This window comes from Dyella sedimenti (assembly GCF_022760995.1).
Taxonomy (GTDB): domain Bacteria; phylum Pseudomonadota; class Gammaproteobacteria; order Xanthomonadales; family Rhodanobacteraceae; genus Dyella; species Dyella sedimenti.
Genome location: NZ_JAKWJO010000001.1, coordinates 237160 through 256561 on the forward strand (window position 1 = coordinate 237160; position 19402 = coordinate 256561).

Annotated in this window: 11 protein-coding genes; 8 read left to right on the forward strand and 3 right to left on the reverse strand. The window is 69.6% G+C overall.

All coding sequences use genetic code 11. From position 1 onward, the window contains the following. Positions 1-69 precede the first annotated feature (69 nt). The 7 genes from ppc (at position 70) to MJ605_RS01150 (ending at position 12589) form a co-directional block, all read left to right on the forward strand. Positions 70-2775 (forward strand): phosphoenolpyruvate carboxylase, encoded by a 2706-nt coding sequence (ppc, locus tag MJ605_RS01120; RefSeq protein WP_243039015.1) that lies wholly within the window; start codon positions 70-72, stop codon positions 2773-2775. A 153-nt stretch (positions 2776-2928) separates the two neighbouring features. After that, positions 2929-4182 (forward strand): efflux RND transporter periplasmic adaptor subunit, encoded by a 1254-nt coding sequence (locus MJ605_RS01125; RefSeq protein ID WP_243039016.1) that lies wholly within the window; start codon positions 2929-2931, stop codon positions 4180-4182. A 19-nt stretch (positions 4183-4201) separates the two neighbouring features. Further along, a complete protein-coding gene (locus MJ605_RS01130) occupies positions 4202-4966 on the forward strand; it encodes an ABC transporter ATP-binding protein (protein WP_243039017.1) in 765 nt (254 codons plus the stop codon). Continuing rightward, positions 4963-7401, forward strand: a complete 2439-nt coding sequence (locus MJ605_RS01135; RefSeq protein WP_243039018.1) for an ADOP family duplicated permease — start codon at positions 4963-4965, stop codon at positions 7399-7401. The genes MJ605_RS01130 and MJ605_RS01135 overlap by 4 nt, the downstream gene beginning before the upstream one ends. A 2-nt stretch (positions 7402-7403) precedes the next feature. Continuing rightward, a complete protein-coding gene (locus tag MJ605_RS01140) occupies positions 7404-9818 on the forward strand; it encodes an ADOP family duplicated permease (RefSeq protein ID WP_243039019.1) in 2415 nt (804 codons plus the stop codon). Positions 9819-9846: 28 nt separating this feature from the next. After that, on the forward strand, positions 9847-11241 hold the full coding sequence (locus MJ605_RS01145) for a sigma-54-dependent transcriptional regulator (RefSeq protein WP_243039020.1): 1395 nt from the start codon (positions 9847-9849) through the stop codon (positions 11239-11241). Then, on the forward strand, positions 11222-12589 hold the full coding sequence (locus tag MJ605_RS01150) for a sensor histidine kinase (protein ID WP_425600950.1): 1368 nt from the start codon (positions 11222-11224) through the stop codon (positions 12587-12589). Before MJ605_RS01145 ends, MJ605_RS01150 begins: the two co-directional genes overlap by 20 nt. Here MJ605_RS01150 and MJ605_RS01155 read toward each other — a convergent pair. Next, the gene (locus MJ605_RS01155) at positions 12559-14424 is read right to left on the reverse strand and encodes an ATP-binding cassette domain-containing protein (RefSeq protein WP_243039022.1); all 1866 of its coding nucleotides are present in this window, start codon (positions 14422-14424) and stop codon (positions 12559-12561) included. The two genes, MJ605_RS01150 and MJ605_RS01155, sit on opposite strands and share 31 nt — an antisense overlap. Before the next feature lie 304 nt (positions 14425-14728). On the opposite strand from MJ605_RS01155, the gene MJ605_RS01160 reads away from it, so the two are divergent. Continuing rightward, positions 14729-15814: a D-alanyl-D-alanine carboxypeptidase family protein gene (locus tag MJ605_RS01160; RefSeq protein WP_243039023.1), complete on the forward strand. Its 1086-nt coding sequence runs from the start codon at positions 14729-14731 to the stop codon at positions 15812-15814. 235 nt (positions 15815-16049) lie between these two features. Here the strand turns inward: MJ605_RS01160 and metK are convergent, their stop codons facing one another. After that, complete coding sequence (gene metK, locus MJ605_RS01165) at positions 16050-17249, reverse strand: methionine adenosyltransferase (RefSeq protein WP_243039024.1); 1200 nt, start codon at positions 17247-17249, stop codon at positions 16050-16052. Between the two features lie 300 nt (positions 17250-17549). Further along, a complete protein-coding gene (locus tag MJ605_RS01170; RefSeq protein WP_243039025.1) occupies positions 17550-19388 on the reverse strand; it encodes an FAD-binding oxidoreductase in 1839 nt (612 codons plus the stop codon). Positions 19389-19402: the final 14 nt, after the last annotated feature.

Here is a 19402-nt window from a genome sequence, read left to right on the forward strand (position 1 = left end):
TGCGGCGATGCACAAAATGCCGCGGCTTCGGGTAGTCTTGGACGTCCAGACATCCGAAACGTGGCATTGATGAACCAGCACCGCAGTCCGGAGTTCGCCCCGCACGACGCCCCCTTGCGCGAAGACGTCCGCCGCCTGGGCACCCTGGTCGGCAACATGCTGGCCGAGCAGCTGTCGCCCGGGTTCCTCGACGAGGTCGAACGCATCCGCCTGGCGGCGATCGAGCGGCGCCAGGAGAACGCCTCGCTGGACGTGCTGGCCGGACTGCTGACGGGGCTGGATACCTACCACGCCGAATCGCTGGCACGGGCCTTCGCCAGCTATTTCCAGGCGGTGAACACCGCCGAGCGCGTGCATCGTATCCGCCGCCGCCGCGACTACCAGCGCGAGGGTGGGGCGCCGCAGCCCGAGTCGCTGCTCGATGCCTTGCTGCGCCTGAAGGCGCAGGGTGTGGAGGCCGGCGAGCTGCTCGAATGGCTGGAACGGTTACAGGTGGAACCGGTTTTCACCGCGCATCCCACCGAGGCGGTGCGGCGCTCGCTGCTGGAGAAGGAACAGTCCATCGTGCGCGCCCTGGTCGACAACTTCGACCCCACGCGCACGCCGCAGGAGCGCAAGGAGGACGACGACCGCATCCTGATGGCGCTCAGCGCCGGCTGGCAGACGGCGGAAGCCTCGCCGATCAGCCCCAGCGTGCAGGACGAGCACCACCACGTGGGTTTCTACCTGGCCAACCCGATCTACCGCATCGTGCCGGCGCTGTACGAATCGCTGGCCGATGCGCTGCAGACGGTCTACGGCGTGGCGGTGCCGCTGCCGCGCCTGCTGGGCTTCGCCACCTGGGTGGGCGGCGACATGGACGGCAACCCCAACGTAGGCGCCGCGACCATCGCCAACAGCCTGGCCACGCAACGCGCGCACGTGCTGGAGCACTACATCGAGGATGTCGCCAACCTGGCCCGCCTGCTCAGCCAGACCGAGGACCGCGTGGCCGTCGACAGTGCGCTGGCGCAACGCCTGTCCGACTACCGCGTGCGTTTCCCCGGGGCCGCCGCCAAGATCCGCCCGCGCCACGCGGACATGCCTTACCGCAGCTTGCTGACCATCATCGGTGCGCGCCTGGAAGCGACCCACGACGATAATCATCCGGAGGCCTATGCCTCGGCCGAGGCCCTGCTTGACGACCTGCGTTTGATCGTCCACAGCCTGATCGACCACCATGGCCTGCATGCCGGCGCCTATGCGGTCAGGCGATTGATCTGGCGCGTGCGTACCTTCGGCTTCCATTTGGCGCGGCTGGACGTGCGGCAGGATTCGCGCGTGCACGACGACGCGCTGGCGCTGCTGCTCCGCGATGCCGGGTGGCCTGACCGCGATGCGGCCGACAAGGCTGTCCGCCTTCGTCCGTATGCGGGTGGCGAGGCTGCCTTGGAGGGCAGCGAGGCGGCGGCGGCCACGGCGCTGCGCGACGTGTTCGCCACCTTGCATGCCTCGCGCGAGCGCTATGGCGCCGAGGCGATCGGCCTGTACATCATCAGCATGGCGCGCTCGGCCGCCGACGTGCTGGCCGTGCTGGCGCTGGCGCGCCATGGCGGGCTGGTGCGGGACGGGCGCGTACCGCTGCATGTTGCGCCGCTGTTCGAGACGGTGGACGACCTGGCCCATGCGCCGGACACCTTGCGTGCGCTGCTGGAGGACCCGGTCTACCGTGAGCATCTGGCCACGCGTGGCGGCCGCCAGTGGGTGATGCTGGGCTATTCGGACAGCGGCAAGGACGGCGGCACGCTGGCCTCGCGCTGGGGCCTGCAGCGCGCCCAGGTGGAGCTGCTGGACGTGGCGGCCGAGTTCGGCGTGCGCCTTTCCTTCTTCCATGGCCGCGGCGGCTCGGCCAGCCGTGGCGGCGCGCGCATCGCGCCGGCGCTGATGTCCTCGCCGCGCGGCTCGGTGGCGGGCGTGCTGCGTATTACCGAGCAGGGCGAGGTGATCCATCGCAAGTACGGCATCCGCGCGCTGGCTCTGCGCAACCTGGAGCAGACCGTGGGTGCCGTGCTGCGCGCCACCTTGCGTCCGCGCACGCATGAGCCGCGCGAGGAGGCGTGGCGCGAATGCATGGGCCGGCTCGCGGCGCACAGCCGCCAGCACTACCGCGCCTTCGTCGAGCGCGAGGGCTTCGTGGACTATTTCCGCGCGGCCACGCCGATCGACGTGATCGAGCGCATGACGCTGGGCTCGCGCCCCTCGCGCCGGCGCAGCATGCGCGGTGTGCAGGACCTGCGCGCGATTCCCTGGGTGTTTGCCTGGACGCAGAGCCGCTCGATCCTGCCCGGCTGGTACGGCCTGGGCAGCGCGCTGGCGTTCGGCGCACGTGAGTATGGCGAGGCGGCGATGGCCGAGATGGCCAGCGACTGGCCGTTCTTTGCCAATGTGATCGACGATGTGTCGATGGTGCTGGCCAAGTGCGACCTGGGCATCGCCGAGGCGTTCTCCCGGCTGGCCGGGCCGCTGCACGAACCGTTCTTCGGCCTGATCCGCGAGGAGTTCGAACGCACGCACCACTGGCTGCTGCGGCTCAAGCGCGCCGACAGCCTGCTGCAGGACCAGCCTCGCCTGGCGGTGTCGATCGACCTGCGCAATCCCTACATCGATCCGATGAGCCTGCTGCAGGTGGACCTGCTCAAGCGCTGGCGCGAAGGCGGCGAAAGCGACGACGCGCTGCTCGCCGCCCTGGTGGCCTGTGTCAACGGCGTCTCGCAGGGATTGCAGAACACCGGTTGAACCGCCGCCGCCGCCGTCCATTTCCGGACGGCGGCGTCCGCGGATGGACGCACGCACGCGTGCGCTTCGGCGGACCGGCCTCGCCAAACGACTGATTCCACACGTCTTGCCCCCCGCGCGTCCGGTTGGCATGCGGTTTGCGATAGCCATCGCATGGATATCGCCAATCCCCAATTCAAGCTACGCCGCCGCCGTCGCCGCTGGTGGCTGGCCGGCGGCACCGCCGCCGCCGTTTCGCTGGCCGCGCTGGCGCTGGCGCGCATGGGACCCGCCTTGCCCGAGGTCGATCGTGGCGGCGTGTGGATCGATACCGTGCAACGCGGCCCGATGCTGCGCGAGGTGCGCGCCACCGGCGTGCTGGCCCCGCGCGAAATCCGCTGGCTGGCGGCCGGCACGGTAGCGCAGGTCGAGCGCATCCTGGCCTGGCCCGGCACGCAGGTACGGCCCGATACCGTGCTGATGGAGCTGGCCAATCCCAGCGTGGAGGACGCGTTGCGCAACGCGCAGGCGCAGGTGGCGGCAGCCGAAGCCGACGTGCGCGCCAAGCGCGCCGAGCTTGCCTCGCAACGGCTGGACCTGGAGGCGCAACTGGCCCAGGCCCAGGCCGACTATGCCGCCGCCGAGGTCAAGGCGGTGGCCGACGGCAAGGCGGATGCGCAGCACCTGATCCCGCACGTGCTGTACGAGCAGAGCCAGATCGCGCTCAAGCAGCTCAAGTACCGGGTGCAGGTCAACCAGCAGCGCGTGGCCGCCTTCGAGACCAGCATGCAGGCGCAGCAGGCCGTGGTGGAGGCCCGCCTGCAGCAGCAGCGCAGCAACCTGGCATTGCGCCAGCGCCAGGCCGACAACCTGCAAGTGCGCGCGGGCGTGGCCGGCGTGTTGCAGGAAGTGGCGGTGCAGGAAGGCGCGCAGGTGGCCGAGGGCGCCAACCTCGCCCGCGTGGCCAAGCCCGAGCAACTGCTGGCGCGCCTGCGCGTGCCGGAGGTGCAGGCCAAGGACGTGGCGATTGGCATGCCGGTCAGTGTGGATACGCACAACGGCGTGATCGCCGGCCGCGTCGAGCGCATCGATCCGGCGGTGCGCGAGGGCAGCGTGCAGGTCGACGTGGGCCTGCAGGGCGCGTTGCCGGCGGGCGCGCGACCCGATCTCTCGGTGGACGGGCGCATCCTGCTGGCCCGTCTCGACGATGCCCTGTCGGTGGGCCGGCCGGTACAGGCGCAGGGCGACAGCGCGATGTCGCTGTTCCGGCTCGACCCTGCCAGCGGCGTGGCCGTGCGCGTGCCGGTGCAGATGGGCGTGGCGTCGGTCGACCGCATACAGGTCCTGCGCGGGCTCGCGCCAGGCGACCAGGTGATCCTGTCCGATACCTCGGCATGGGATAAATACGACCGCATCCGGGTGCGGTGACCTTCAAGGGAGTTTCGACGTGGCAACAACGAACGACGTGATCGCGCTCACCGGCATCCGCAAGGTGTTCCAGACCGACGAGGTGGAGACCCACGCGCTGAGCGAGGTGCACTTGAGCATCGCGCGGGGCGAGTACGTGTCCATCTCCGGGCCGTCCGGCTGCGGCAAGACCACCTTGCTGTCCATCCTGGGCTTGCTCGATACCGCCAGCGCCGGCCGCTACGTGCTCAACGGGCACGACGTCGCCGGGCTGGGCGCGGCGCAGCGGGCGCGCATCCGCAATGCAGAGATCGGCTTCATTTTCCAGGCCTTCAACCTGATCGGCGACCTCACCGTGCAGGAGAACGTCGAGCTGCCGCTGACCTACCGCGGCGGCATCGGCGCCGCCGAGCGCCGCGAGCGCGTGCTCGAATCGCTGGAACGCGTGGGCATGGCGCATCGCATGCGCCACTATCCCGCGCAGCTTTCCGGCGGCCAGCAGCAGCGCGTGGCGGTGGCCCGCGCGCTGGTGGGGCGGCCGGCGATCCTGCTGGCGGACGAGCCCACCGGCAACCTCGACTCGCGCAACGGCGAGGCGGTGATGGCCCTGCTGGAAGAACTGCATCGCGGCGGCGCCACCCTGTGCATGGTCACCCACGACCCGCGCTACGCCGAGCTGGCGCAGCGCAAGGTGCGCCTGTTCGACGGCCGCGTGGTGGACGAGGAAACCTTCGATCGGTTGCGCCACGAGGACGAGCGTCGGCTGGACGCGCTGATCGGCCGCCGCGTGGAGGCCGGTGCGTGAGCGTCTGGCTAAGCGAGGTAGGGTGGGCCTGGCGCGCCATGCTGCGCCGGCCCGGTTTCCTGCTGCTGGCCACCGGCGTGCTGGCGCTGGGCATCGGCGCCAGCGCGGCGGTGTTCGCGCTGATCGGGAACACCTTGCTGCGGCCGCTGCCGGTGCCGCAGGCCTCGCGGCTGGCGGTGCTGGGATTCCTGCGCGACAACGGCCAGGTGGGTGGCATCTCCCCGCACGAGTACCAGTACCTGGGGCCGCTCCAGGGCGTGTCCTCGCTGGGGTTGGAGCGCCCCGGCCTGGTGGTGAACGTCGCCGGTGCCGGCATGCCGGAACAGGTGCCGGCGATCTATATCGACCGGCACCTGTTGCCTACGCTGGACCTGCAACCCGTGCTGGGACGGAACTTCAACGCGCAGGAGGACCGTCCGGGCGGGCCGCTTGCGGTGATCCTCGGCCATGGTTTCTGGCAACGCGGCTACCACGGCGATCCCGGCGCAATCGGTCGCATCCTGCAGGTCGAGGGCGTGGCACGCACCATCGTCGGTGTGCTGCCGGCGGGCTTCAACACGGTGCTGGGCAAGGGCGACGTGATGTTGCCGATGGCGTTGCCAGCGGCGAGCCGGGACTACAGCCACAACGGTCACATGGCGATCGCGCGCCTGGCCGCCGGCGCCGGGATGGCGGCGGTATCGGCGCAGGTCGATGCGCATGAGCGCACGATGTTCCGGGACATGGGCATGGGCGGCAACTGGAAGCGCCCCCGCTTTGGCGCCGAGAACCTGGCGGCGGCCATGCAGCAGGATGCCCGCCCCATGCTGCTGCTGTTCCTGTTCAGCGCCGTGCTGGTGCTGCTGATCGCGCTGGTCAACCTGGCCAACCTGATGTTGCTGCGGGCCTTGTCGCGTAATCACGATGCCGCCGTGCGCAGCGCACTCGGCGCGCCGGTGCTGCGGCTGATGCTGCCGGCGCTGGGCGAGGGCCTGTTGATCGGCGGCGGCGGCGCGCTGCTGGGCATGGCGCTGGCGACGGCGGGCCTGGCCTGGCTGCAGAACTTCATTCCCGCCGAATGGCTGTGGAGCGGCCGCATGCATGTCGGCGCGGGATCCTGGCTGCTCGCCTTCGGCGTGGGTTTGTTGGGCGCCCTGTTGGCGGCGGTGCTGGCCCTGTGGCGCAGCCGCGGCACGACTACGGTGGGCGAGTTGCGTGAAGGCGGGCGCAGCGGCATCGGCGTGGAGACCGGGCGCCTCGGAAACATGCTGGTGGTGGCGCAGATCACCCTGGCGGCCATGCTGCTGTGCGCGGCCGGCCTGTTCATGCATGCCCTCTACGATGCTTCGCGGCTGCGCCTGGGCTTCGTCGACGACCGTATCCTCACCTTCGAGCTGGCACCGGTAAAGGCCCATTACCCGGATACCGCCTCGATAGAGGCGCTGTCGCATCGATTGGTGGAACGGCTGCGCGGCATACCCGGCATCACCGATGCCACGGTGACCACCAACCTGCCCACCAGCGACGGCACCCTGGGTCAGTTGCAGACCTCCATGCACACGCCGGACGGCGACGAGTTCATGGCGCAATACCATGGCATCGGCCCGGACTTCTTCAGGCTGTTCGCCATCCCCCTGCGCGAGGGGCGTGGTTTCACCCTGGGCGACACGCATGGCGGCGAGCGGGTGGCCATCGTCAGCCAGGACCTGGCCGACAGATATGGCGCCCATGCATTGGGCAAGACGATCGAGATACAGGGCGCGGGCGACACGGTGGGATACGTGCGCATCGTCGGCGTGGTGGGCAACACCTGGCAGCTGGGTCCGCTGCAGCCGAGGCAGCCGGTGCTGTACCTGCCATTGGCGCAGATGCCCGACGGGGATATGGCGATCTTCCGCGACATGGAACCGCTGCGCTTCGCACTGCGCGGCCATGGTAATGCGGATGACTGGCGCGCCGGCGTGCGCGCGGCCATCGCCGAGATCGCGCCCGAGCAGCCGATCGCGAACGTGCGTCCGATGCGCGGCATCGTGCGCGAGACCACCGCGACCGCGCGGCTCAGCCTGTGGCTGATCGGGCTGTTCGCCGCGCTGGCCCTGCTGCTGGCGGCAGCAGGCTTGTATGCCGTGATGGCCGTGGCGGTGGCGGCGCGCGAACGCGAGTTCGGCGTGCGCGCCGCACTGGGTGCACGGCCGTCGCGGCTGGCGCGGCTGGTGCTGCGTGGCGGCCTCGTCCAGATCGCGATAGGGCTGACGCTCGGTGTCGGCGCCGCCCTGGGCGTGTCGCGTGCGTTGTCCGCGCTGCTGATGTTGCTGCTCGGGCGCGCCGGCACGTTCGATCCGATGGCGGTGGCCGGGGTATGCGTGGTGTTGGCGGCAGCCGGACTGCTGGCCTGTCTTTTGCCGGCGATGCGCGCCGGCCGCGTGCAGCCGATGCGCGCACTACGGGGAGAATGAGGATGATCTTGCGCGAGTTTCGCGAAGCATGGCGGCGGCTGCGCAAGCGGCCGGGTTACGCGCTGTTGTCGATGACAGTGCTGGGCGTCGGGCTGGGCGTGGTGCTGTTCCTTTTCAGCATGGTCAACACGATGATCCTGCAGCCCTTGCCGTTCCCGCATGCCGAGCGCCTGGTGGCGGTGGGCGAGACGCCCGACAACGGCTACGGCATCGGCGACATCGACAGCGACCAGTACCTGCTGCTGCAAGGCCACCTGCGTGGCGTGGAGGCATTCGGCGCGTATGTGGACATCAACGCCAACCTCGACCAGGGACAGGGGGCGAGCTACCAGAACGGCACCTTGCTTACCGCCTCGATGATGGACCTGCTGGGCGTGAGGCCGATCCTGGGGCGTGGCCTGACCGATGCCGATGACCGGCCGGGTGCCACGCTGGTGGTGCTGCTCGGTGAAACCCTGTGGCGGCGCGATTTCCAGGCCGATCCGCATGTCCTGGGCCGCCATGTGCGGGTCAACGGCGAATGGGCCACCGTGGTCGGCGTGCTGCCCGCCAGCTTCGGCTTTCCCCAGTGCAGTTCGCTGTGGCTGCCGCTGCGCCTGGACAGCGGCAAGCACCACTCCCTCTCGGGCGTGGCCAGGCTGGCGCCATCGAGCAATCCTTCGCAGGCGCGAGCGGCGCTGGCGGCGAGCGCGGACGAGTTGAAGCGCGTCCTGCCGCCGGAGTGGCGCATGCGCGCGCTGACCCTCAAGCCGCTGGCCTTGAGCTTCGTGCCCGAGGACGAGCGCGCCTGGGTATGGCTGATGCTCGGCGCCACCGGCCTGGTGCTGCTGCTGGCCTGCGTTAACGTGGCCAACCTGCAACTGGTGCAGACCTTGCATCGCCGCCGCGAGCTGGCCTTGCGCAGCGCGCTGGGCAGCGGCCGGGCGCGCCTGATGGCCGGCGCCATGATCGAGAGCCTGCTGCTCAGCGTGGCGTCGATGGCCCTGGCCTGGCCGATCATGCGCGGGGGAAACCGCTGGCTGGTCGATACGTTCGTCGCCGCCGGCGACCCGCCGAACGTGTTCTATCGCTTCGACGCCAGCGGCTGGGTGCTGCCTTTCGCGTTCGGCGTGGCCGTGCTCAGCACCGTGGTGTCCGGGCTGATGCCGGCGTGGCGGGCCTCGCGCACCGACCTGCAGGACGCGTTGCGCGATGGCAGCAGGGGGTCGGGCAGCGACTTCGGCAGGGCGGCCAAGGCCCTGGTGGTGGCACAGGTCGCGCTCACGGTGGTGCTGCTGGTCGGCGCCGGCATGTTCGTGCGCGCGCTGGGCGACTTGCTGGCGCAACGGTCGGTCGGGGCGACCCACGCCACGCAGGTATTGACCGCCCGCCTGGCGTTGCCGCGTTCGTCCTACGCCGAGGATGCGCAGCGCATCCATTTCTTCGAGACGCTCGCCGATCGCCTGCGCGGCGATCCCGAGGTGGTCGCCGCGACCGCGTCCAACACCATCCCCAGCGCGGTGCTGGGCAGCCATGAGGATGTCTCGCGGCCCGGCCAGCCGCAGCCGGGGGATGGCTGGCCGAGGGTGCAGATGGGCATCGTCGATGCGCATTTCCTCGACACCTACGGCGTGCGCCTGCGCGAGGGCCGGTTCTTCGATGCGCGTGATCGCGCCGACAGCCAGGCGGTGGTGGTGATCGACGCCAAGTTGGCCGACGCCCTGTGGCCGCATGGCGATGCCCTGAACCAGTCGCTGGTGCTGTACCCCGGCAAGTCCTGGGCGCGCACGGTGACGGTGATCGGCGTGATCGAGCCGCTGCTGCTGGATGGCGCCATGGAGAAACCGTTGCCCGGCCTGCTGATGCCGCTGCCCCAGGCGGCGAAGCAGTCGCCGCTGTGGGCCATGGGGATCGCGGTACGCACGCATGCCGATGCCAGTGGCTTCACGCGGCGCCTGACCGAGGCGGTGCGCGCGGTCGACCCGCAAGTGGCCGCCTACGAGGTGCGCAGCCAGGCGGAGGTGATGGCCACGGCGCGGGTGAAGCTGGTGGTGATGACCGATGTGTTCGCCGCGCTGGGCGCGATCGCGCTGCTGCTGGCGGCGGCCGGCCTGTATGGCGTGCTGGCGTTCTCGCTGACCCAGCGCACGCGCGAGATCGGCATCCGCCGCGCGATCGGTGCGGGCCATCGGGCGATCCTGCGCGATGCGGGCCGCCCGTTGTTCCGGCAGTTGGGCTTCGGCCTGCTGATCGGCCTGGGCTTCGCCTTGCCGTGGTCGCACGTGCTGGCCGATCCGGGCTTGCGCACGCGCGCTTATGATCCGGTGGTATTCGTGCCGGTGCTGCTGCTGGTCATCGGCGTGTCCGTGCTGGCCGCGCTGGTGCCGTTGTACCGCGCGCTGCGCATCGACCCGGCCATCGCGTTGCGCTACGAGTGACCACTACACTGCACGGATGAGTGAAGGCATGACGCGCCCATCCCCGCCCACCATCCTGCTGGCCGATGACCAGGCCGACGTGCGCGAGGCCCTGCGCCTGCTGCTGAAGTCCGAGGGAATCGCCAGTGTCGGGGTGGCCGACCCGGAAGCGGCAGTGGAGGCGGCACGCCGGCAGGACTTCGCCTGTGCGCTGATCGATTGCAACTACCGCCGCGACACCACCTCAGGCGAGGAAGGGCTGGACCTGCTCGCGCGACTGCGCCAGCAGGCGCCGGAACTGCCGGTGGTGGTGATGACCGCCTGGGGCAACGTGCCGTTGACGGTGGAGGCGATGCGCCGCGGCGCCGCCGACTTCGTGGAGAAACCCTGGGACAACGCGCGGCTGCTGTCGGTGCTGCGCGCGCAGATCGCCCTGCGCGAGGGCGCGCGACGGCAGCGCCGGCTGGAGGCGGAAAACGCCTTGCTGCGCGGCGACGAAGGCGATGGCATCGTCGCCGAATCGCCGGCGATGCGGCGCGTGGCCGCGCTGATCGAGCGCGTGGCGCCCAGCGACGCCAACGTGCTGGTGCTGGGCGAGAACGGCACCGGCAAGGGCGTGATCGCGCAGCGCATCCATCGGTTGTCGTCGCGGGCCGGGCGGTCGCTGGTCAAGGTCAATATGGGCGGCATCGCCGAGAGCGTGTTCGAGTCGGAAATGTTCGGCCACGTGCGTGGCGCCTATACCGACGCCAAGGGTGAGCGCATCGGCCGCTTCGAGCTGGCCGATGGCGGCACGTTGTTCCTCGACGAGGTGGGCAACGTGCCGGCCTCGCAGCAGCCCAAGCTGCTGCGCGTATTGGAGGATGGCGAGTTCGAGCGGCTCGGTTCCTCGCGCACGCAGCGCGTGGACGTGCGGCTGGTGTCGGCCACCAACGCGGACCTGTCCGCCGAGGTGGCGGCGGGCCGTTTCCGCAAGGACCTGCTCTACCGCCTCAACACGCTGGAGATCCACCTGCCGCCGCTGCGCGAGCGTCACCAGGACATCCTCGCGCTGGCCCGCCTGTTCCTGACGCGTAGCGGCCAGCGCCATGGCCGCTGCGGATTACGCCTGGCGCCTTCGGCGGAGCGTGCGCTGCTGGACTGGCGCTGGCCGGGCAACGTGCGCGAGCTGCAACACCTGATGGAGCGTGCGGCGCTGCTGGCCGACGGCGACCAGGTCGATGCGGCCGCGCTCGCCTTCGGTGCACCGCTGGAAGCGGCTCCGGATCTCGACGACATGACGCTGGAACAGGCCGAGGGCTGGCTGGTCAGGCGCGCGCTGCAGCGCCACCAGGGCAACCTGCAGCGCGCGGCCGATGCGCTGGGCATCACGCGGCAGTCGCTGTACCGGCGGCTGGAGAAGCACGACCTGCGCGACGCGGCCGATGAAAGCGGTGCCGGCTGATTCCCGCAGCGGCCGGCTGCCGCGCTTCGAGCGGCGCGTCGGCGCCGGCGCCCTGCTGACGGCCTTGCCGGCCTGGCTGGCGGCGGGGGTGGGCTGGCTATGGCATCCCGATCCGTGGCCCACCGCCGCGGCGCTGTGGGGCGGCGCGCTGGTGGCGACCGCCTGGCTGGTGCGGCGGCACATGCGGCGCATCAGCTATCCGCTGCACACGCTGTCCGGCCTGCTCGAAGCGTTGCGCGAGGGTGACTACAGCCTGCGCGGCGTGCAGGGCGGCGTGCTGGGCGATGTGGTCTACGACGTCAATGCGCTGGCCGAGCGCCTGCAGCAGGAACGACTCGCCTACGAGGAATCCTCGCACCTGCTCGGCAAGACGCTGGCCGCGCTCGACAGCGCGGTGTTCGCCTTTGACGAATCGCTGCGCCTGCGCCTGGTCAATCCCGCGGGGCAGCGCCTGCTGGATCGCAGCCGCGACCAGTTGTTCGGCCGCAGCGCGGACGAGCTGGGCTTTGGCGAATGGCTGGCTTCGCCATCGATGCGTGTGGTCAGCCACGGCTTTGCCGGCGGCATGGGTCGCTACGAGATCCGCCATGCGCCGCTGCGCAGCGGCGGACGCGGCGGACGACTGCTGGTGGTCAACGACGTGGGACGCGTGCTGCGCGAGGAAGAGCGCCAGGCCTGGCAGCGCCTGCTGCGCGTGCTCGGCCATGAACTGAACAATTCACTGGCGCCGATCCGCTCGATGGCGGGCACGCTGGCCGCGCTGCTGGCGCGCGATCCCCTGCCGGACGACTGGCGCGCGGATTTCCAGGGAGGGGTGGAGATCATCGCGCATCGCGCGGAATCGCTGGGGCGCTTCCTCGCCAGCTACAGCCGGCTGGCGCGCCTGCCGCCGCTGCAACAGCGTTCCATCGAGCTGGGCGTGCTGGTGCGAAAGGTCGCGCGGCTTGAACAACGCCTCGCCGTGCAGGTGGAGGAGGGCGAGGCGATGCCGCTGCATGCCGATCCGGACCAGTTGGAACAGGCTTTGATCAATCTGGTGCGCAATGCGGTGGAAGCCGCGCCGGCGGGCACCGTGCGCATGCGCTGGCGCCGCGAGGGCGCGCACGCGCTGATCGAGGTGGAGGACGATGGCCCCGGCCTGCCGCCCAGCGACAACCTGTTCGTGCCGTTCTTCACTACCAAGCCCGGCGGCTCGGGCATCGGGCTGGCGCTGGCGCGGCAGATCGCCGAGGCGCACGATGGAGGCGTCGCCTTGCTGCCGCGCGCGACGGGCGGCGGCGCGCTGGCCCGGCTGTGGCTGCCGTGCGGAATGGACGTTCAGCCGTCCAGTTCGGACCAGCGCGCGTAGGCCGAATCCAGTTCCGCCTGCAGCCTGGCCAGCGCCTCGTTGGCCTTCATCACGGTGGCGCTGTCCTGGCGGAAGAAGTCCGGATCGTTCATGGCCTCGGTGCGCGCGGCGATGTCCGTTTCCAGCGCCTCGATGCGCGCGGGCAACTGCTCCAGTTCGCGGGCGTCCTTGTAGCTGAGCTTTTTCCTCGCCTCGGCGGCCGGTGGGGAGGCAGCCGCGCCGGCCTTCGATTCGGCGGGCTTGGCGCTGGACGCGACGGCGGCCGGCCGCTGGCGCAGCCAGTCGCTGTAGCCGCCCACGTAGTCGCCGACCTTGCCGTCGCCTTCCAGCACCAGCGTGCTGGACACCACGTTGTCGAGGAATTCGCGATCGTGCGACACCAGCAGCAGCGTGCCCTGGTAGTCGGTCAGCAGTTCCTCCAGCAGTTCCAGCGTTTCCACGTCGAGGTCGTTGGTGGGTTCGTCCATCACCAGCAGGTTGGACGGCTGCGCGAACAGCTTGGCCAGCAGCAGGCGGTTGCGCTCGCCGCCGGACAGGCGGGTGATCGGGGCGCGGGCGCGCTCGGGCGAAAACAGGAAGTCCTGCAGGTAGCCGATGATGTGCTTGCGGCCGCCGTTGAGCTCGATGTATTCGCGGCCCTCGGCCACGTTGTCCAGCGCATTGAGCTGGTCGTTGAGCTGCACGCGGTGCTGGTCGAAGTAGGCGACCTGGATGCCGGTGCCCAGGGTGGCGTGGCCGCGCTCGGGCTTGAGCTCGCCCAGCATGATCTTCAGCAGCGTGCTCTTGCCGGCGCCGTTGGGGCCGATGATGCCCACGCGGTCGCCGCGCATGAGGGTGGTGCTCAGGTCGTCGATCAGCACGCGGCCGCCATAGCCCTGGTGCACGTGCTCCAGCTCGATCACTTTCTTGCCCGAGGCCTGCGCGTTGGCCAGCGTCATCCTCACGTTGCCGGACAATTCGCGACGCTGGGCGCGCTCCACGCGCAAGGCCTTGAGCGCGCGCACGCGGCCTTCGTTGCGCGTGCGGCGGGCCTTGATGCCCTGGCGGATCCATACCTCTTCCTGCGCGAGCTTACGGTCGAAGTGCGCGTTGGCCTGCGCCTCGGCGTGCAGGCGTTCCTCGCGGCGGCGCAGGTAGTTGTCGTAGTCGCCCGGCCAGTCGGTGAGCTGGCCGCGATCGATCTCCACGATGCGCGTGGCCAGCGCACGCAGGAAGCTGCGGTCATGGGTGATGAAGACGATGCTGCCCTCGAACTGGCGCAGGAAGGTTTCCAGCCAGCCGATAGCCTCGATGTCGAGGTGATTGGTGGGCTCGTCCAGCAGCAGCACGTCGGGCTTGCGCACCAGCGCCTGGGCCAGCAGCACGCGGCGCTTCATGCCGCCGGAGAGCGCGGCGAAGTCGGTCTCGCCGGGCAGTTCCAGGCGCTGGATCACGTCGGCGACGCGGCGGTCCAGGTCCCAGCCGTGGCGCGCCTCGATCTGCGACTGCACCTCGCCCAGTCCTTCCATGTCGCCTTCCGTGAGCAGGTGGTGGTAGCGCGCCAGCAGCTGGCCGAGATCGCCCAGGCCCTCGGCCACCACGTCGAACACGCTGCCGGCGGTGTCCTGCGGCACTTCCTGCGCCATGCGCGCCACGACCACGCCGTTCTGCACGCGTATCTCGCCATCGTCCGGCTTCAGTTCGCCGGCAATCAGCTTCATCAGAGTGGACTTGCCTTCGCCATTGCGGCCCACGACGCAGACGCGTTCGTTGGCTTCGATGGCGAGGTCGACATGTTCGAGCAGGAGCGGGCCGCCGATGCTGAAATCGACGCGCTGGAGTTGGATCAGGGACATCCGCTCATTGTAGGCGATGGACCGGCCGGGCCGAATGCCGACAGGCTCCGTCAGCGTGTCCCGATAGCGCCAAGGGCGTGATCTGGCTGAACAAAACCCTTTCACCTGATGGCTTTTGCGGGCAAACTCACTTGCGCCGTAGACAAAACCTTCACGGTGAAATCTGCGCGAAGACGACATCGATTGCGTTGGTGTCGTTTTATCGTCCATGGAAACATGGACTTATGCTGGCTAATTCAAGTATTGTCTATGCCTGTAGCGGGTGCGCTACGGGCAAGCGGCGTGGCGGAAGCGAGGAATCGGAGTGGCGACCAAGTCCATAACGCCGGGTAGGGGGGCGAACTGCTTCAAGGGCCTGCTGACCATGCTGCTGTGCAGCCTGGCCATGCTGGCGGGTTCGGCGCACGCCGGCTATGCGGCCATCGTGGTCAACGAGACCGACGGCCAGGTGATTACCGCCGTCAATGCCGATGAGCCCAACCATCCGGCCTCGCTGGCCAAGATGATGACCCTGTACCTCACCTTCCAGGCGATCGAGCGCGGCACGGTGCGGTTGGACCAGGAACTGCCGGTGTCCTCCTGGGCCGCTTCCAAGGCGCCCACCAAGCTGGGCCTGCGTGGCGGCCAGACCATCTCGGTCGAGGACTGCGTGCTGGGCATGATCACCAAGTCGGCCAACGATGCCGCCACCGTGATGGCCGAGGGCCTGGGCGGCTCCGAGGGCCATTTCGTCGAGATGATGAACGCCCAGGCGCAACTGCTGGGCATGAGCAACACCCGCTTCGCCAATGCCTCCGGCCTGCCCGATCCGGACGACACCACCACGGCCCGCGACATGAGCAAGCTGGCCATGGCGCTGTACCACGACTTCCCGCAGTACGCGCATTACTTCTCCACCAAGGAATTCACCTTCCGTGGCCAGCTGGTGCGCGGGCACAACAACCTGATGGACAAGTATCCGGGCATGGATGGCCTCAAGACCGGCTTCACCAACGTCTCCGGCTTCAACCTGGCTTCCACCGCGACGCGCGACGGCCGCCGCCTGTTCAGCGTGGTGATGGGTGGCCATACCGCCGCCTCGCGCGACCGCCTGATGGCGCGCCTGCTCGACGACGGCTTCGACGATCGCGAAACGCCCCCGGAACTGGTCGCCGCCGTGGCCGGCCCGGTAGGCGCCACCAAGGGGCGCGCGGCCAGGTCGTCGGCCAAAGCCGCTGCCCTGGCCGATGCCACGCCCGCCACACGGCGCCATCACCGCCGCGGCAAGGCCGATGCGGTGGCGGCCCGCACCGCCACGTGCTCGAAGAAGAAGAAAACCGCGACCTGTCCCGCCACCGCCCCGCGCACCGCGCAGAAGGTGGCTTCCGCCAGTCCCTCGCCGGACAAGTAGGGCGAAAAGGGACAACCGGGACGCAAGAGACGGGTCGCCCTGGCGGCCCGTTTTTCATGGGTGGGATGACGCTCGTTTATAGGAGCACACCCAGTGCGCGAAAACCTGCAGGGCAGCGGAGCCATGGCTCCCGAGCGGTCGCGCACTGGGTGCGCTCCTACAGAAGAGCGTGTCGAGCGACTCCAACGGAAACGGGCCGCTTTCGCGGCCCGTTTCCGTGTGAAGCAAGCGCGGCTTACTTCAGCTTGGCATCGGCGCGCAGCGCCTCGGCCTTGTCGGTCTTTTCCCACGAGAAGGTGGAGTAGACCTTGCCGTCCGGACCCTTCACTTCCTGCGGGGTGCGGCCGAAGTGGCCGTAGCTCGCGGTCTGCTGGTACATCGGATGGATCAGGTCGAGCATCTTGATGATGCCGTACGGGCGCAGGTCGAAGTGCTTGCGGATCAGCTTCTCGATCTTCTCGTCGGCGATCTTGCCGGTGCCGAAAGTGGTGACCGAGATCGAGGTCGGCTCGGCCACGCCGATGGCGTAGGAAACCTGCACCTCGCAGCGGTCGGCGATGCCGGCGGCCACGATGTTCTTGGCTACGTAGCGGGCGGCGTAGGCGGCCGAGCGGTCCACCTTCGACGGATCCTTGCCGGAGAACGCGCCGCCGCCATGGCGGGCCCAGCCGCCGTAGGTGTCGACGATGATCTTGCGGCCGGTCAGGCCGCAGTCGCCCACCGGGCCGCCGATCACGAACTTGCCGGTCGGGTTGATGTGGAACTTGGTGCCCTTGTGCAGCAGCTTGGACGGCAGCACGGGCTTGAGGATGTATTCGCGGACGGCCTCGACCAAGTCCTTCTGCTTCACGTCCGGATCGTGCTGGGTCGATAGCACCACGGCGTCGATGGCGGTCGCCACGCCGTTTTCGTAGCGCAGGGTGACCTGGCTCTTGGCGTCCGGGCGCAGCCACGGCAGCGGCGAGTTCTTCTTCTTGCGAACCTTGGCCTGCTGTTCCACCAGGCGGTGCGAGTAGTAGATCGCCGCCGGCATGTAGTCGCGGGTTTCATTGGTCGCGTAGCCGAACATCAGGCCCTGGTCGCCAGCGCCCTGTTCTTCCGGCTTCTTGCGGTCCACGCCCTGGTTGATGTCCGGCGACTGCTTGCCGATCAGGTTCAGCACGCCGCAGGTCTCGCCGTCGAAGCCGACCTCGGAGGAGTCATAGCCGATGTCGACGATGACCTTGCGGGTCAGCGCTTCCAGGTCGATCCAGGCGCTGGTGGTGATTTCGCCGGCGACGATCGCCACGCCCGTCTTCACCATCGTTTCGCAGGCCACGCGCGCACGCGGATCCTGCGCGATGATCGCATCGAGCACGGCATCGGAGATCTGGTCGGCGACTTTGTCCGGGTGGCCTTCGGAAACCGACTCGGAGGTGAAGAGGAAGTTGCTCATCGCGGTTTATATCCTTCCTTACGGATAAAGAGATAAAAGGGGTGGCGCATGATACACGGCCCATCCCGGCTTTGCAGCCTCAGCTTGGAGGGCGGACATGACGATTTCATGCCGATTCAGCCATTTGGACGGCTTTGCGGCCTTTTCCCGGGCGAAATCCCCCATCCACGAGGCCGCCAGAGCGGGCGGAGCATAGCGCAGTCGGGTCGCGGCGGCCCGTGGTGGGAGGCCAACCGGCCCAACCTCCCCTGGCGGGGAGGAGCGAACGCCTGCAGGGAAAGGCGGGAGAGGGGCAGCTGCCTACGCGGAGCCCTTGAGGCTTCCGGCCGCCAGCGGCGTGAAGCCATCCTCGCTCCAGGCTTCGCTGCCCACGCCGTGGCGCACGAAGAACAGGCCGGCGGGGTCGTAGCGACGCTTGGCGGCGGCAAGCCGGGTGTAGTTGCCGCCCCAGAACGAGCGCTGCCAGTCGCGTTCGAAGTAGTTGCTTTCCGAGACGTAGGAACCCGCGTCCGGGGCGGCCCGCAGCAGGGCGTCCATCGAGCGGTCGATGCCTGCGGCCGCCTGGCGTGCCGCCGGCAGGTCCGGCCCGGGGCCCGGCATGCCGGGGAAGGCCGCGGCGCCTTCCCCGGCGATGATGGCCAGCGCGAAGGCGTCGAGGGCCTGCGGATTCATCGCGGTGTCGCGCGAGCGCGCCAGCGCATCGGCCGGCGCCCCGGCCAGGCCCTTGTTGAAGTGCAGCGACACTTCCCACTGGCGGCTGGCGGCGTACAGCGCATCGACCAGCGCTTCCTGGCGGCCCGCGTCGAGCAGCGACTGCGGCAGCCAGGCCGAGCGGTAGCCATGCAGGAACTGGCCTACCTGGCCCTGGTCGCCGGCCCACAGCACATGGTCGCTCAGGGCGCCCGGGCGGCCGTCTGGCACGACCAGCCCGGGCATGTGCGCGCGGAAGAAGTCCGCGTCCCAGAAATGCCGGGCCGGCATCGCGATCACCCGGGGTTCGGCCGTGAAGCGGCAGTCGGGGCGGGCGCGCACCCAGGCCAGGAACGGTGCCCATACCTGTTCGGCCTGGGCCTGTTCCAGCCCCTGGAACACCATCGACAGCCGCAGCGTGTTGTCGCTGCCGAACACCAACTGCTCGCCCCAGTGCGGGTTGAACAGCGCGTCGCGGTAGAAGCGCATGGCCTGCGCGACCAGGGCGCGGTAGGCCGCGTCGGAATCGGCCCGGATGGTGCCGAACACGGCGCCGAAGGTGGCCGGCAGCTCGTGGGTGAGCAGGGTCAGGCGGGTGACCACGCCCAGGCTGCCGCCCCCGCCGCCCTTGAGCGCCCAGAACAGCTCCGGCTCGCGGCGGGCGTTGGCCACCCGGATTCTGCCGTCGGCCGTCACCACCTCGGCCTCCAGCAGGCCGCCGCTGGCCGTGCCGAAGCGCTTGGAGAAGCTGCCGAAGCCGCCGCTCTGGATCAGTCCCGCCACGCCCACCGTCATGCAGCCGCCGCCCTGCACGTAGCGGCCGCCCCACGTGGTGACCGCGCCGTAGGCGTCCACCCACATGGCGCCGGCCTGCGCCGAGACGGCGGGACATGGAGCTTGCATGCCTTCGCAGCCTTGTGGCACGAAGGCATCGTGCAGGGTCACCTTGTTCATGGGACGGGTCCAGACCAGCAGGGAATCGGGCGCGTCCGAGGTGCCCTGGTAGCTGTGGCCGCCGCCCTTCACCACCAGCCGCAGGTGGTGCTGGCGGGCGAAGTTCACCGCCGCGGCCACCTCCTGGGCGTTCTCCGCGGCCACCGCATAGGCGCTGGGCCGCGAGGTCCAGGCATCCACCCAGCCGCTGGTCTGGGTGAGCGCGGGATGGTCGCCGAGGTAGTACGGGTTCTTGATCTGCGCCAGCGCTTCCTGGCGGGCCGCATCGGCTTCGAAGGGCGAGCGCAGGGCCTGCAGGTGGCCGCCTACCGCCCGGTCGAGCTGCTCCCATTGCGCCGCCGAGGGCCAGCCCGGCTGGCCGGGACGCACGCGGGGACGCAGGCCCGCCGCCGCCATGCGTTCCAGGGTGGCGCTGGCGCTTGCCAGGGCGGGCGAGACGGCCCAGGGCAGCAGGGGCAGGGCGAGGGCGGTCTTGAGCAGGTCGCGGCGGCGCATGGCGGGTTCCTTGG

Bases quoted from the DNA above. Each gene is read 5' to 3' on its own strand.
- ppc (WP_243039015.1), top strand. From the start codon at position 70: ATGAACCAGCACCGCAGTCCGGAGTTCGCCCCGCACGACGCCCCCTTG.
- MJ605_RS01125 (WP_243039016.1), top strand. From the start codon at position 2,929: ATGGATATCGCCAATCCCCAATTCAAGCTACGCCGCCGCCGTCGCCGC.
- MJ605_RS01150 (WP_425600950.1), top strand. From the start codon at position 11,222: ATGAAAGCGGTGCCGGCTGATTCCCGCAGCGGCCGGCTGCCGCGCTTC.
- MJ605_RS01145 (WP_243039020.1), top strand. From the start codon at position 9,847: ATGACGCGCCCATCCCCGCCCACCATCCTGCTGGCCGATGACCAGGCC.
- MJ605_RS01170 (WP_243039025.1), bottom strand. From the start codon at position 19,388: ATGCGCCGCCGCGACCTGCTCAAGACCGCCCTCGCCCTGCCCCTGCTG.
- MJ605_RS01155 (WP_243039022.1), bottom strand. From the start codon at position 14,424: ATGTCCCTGATCCAACTCCAGCGCGTCGATTTCAGCATCGGCGGCCCG.
- MJ605_RS01140 (WP_243039019.1), top strand. From the start codon at position 7,404: ATGATCTTGCGCGAGTTTCGCGAAGCATGGCGGCGGCTGCGCAAGCGG.
- metK (WP_243039024.1), bottom strand. From the start codon at position 17,249: ATGAGCAACTTCCTCTTCACCTCCGAGTCGGTTTCCGAAGGCCACCCG.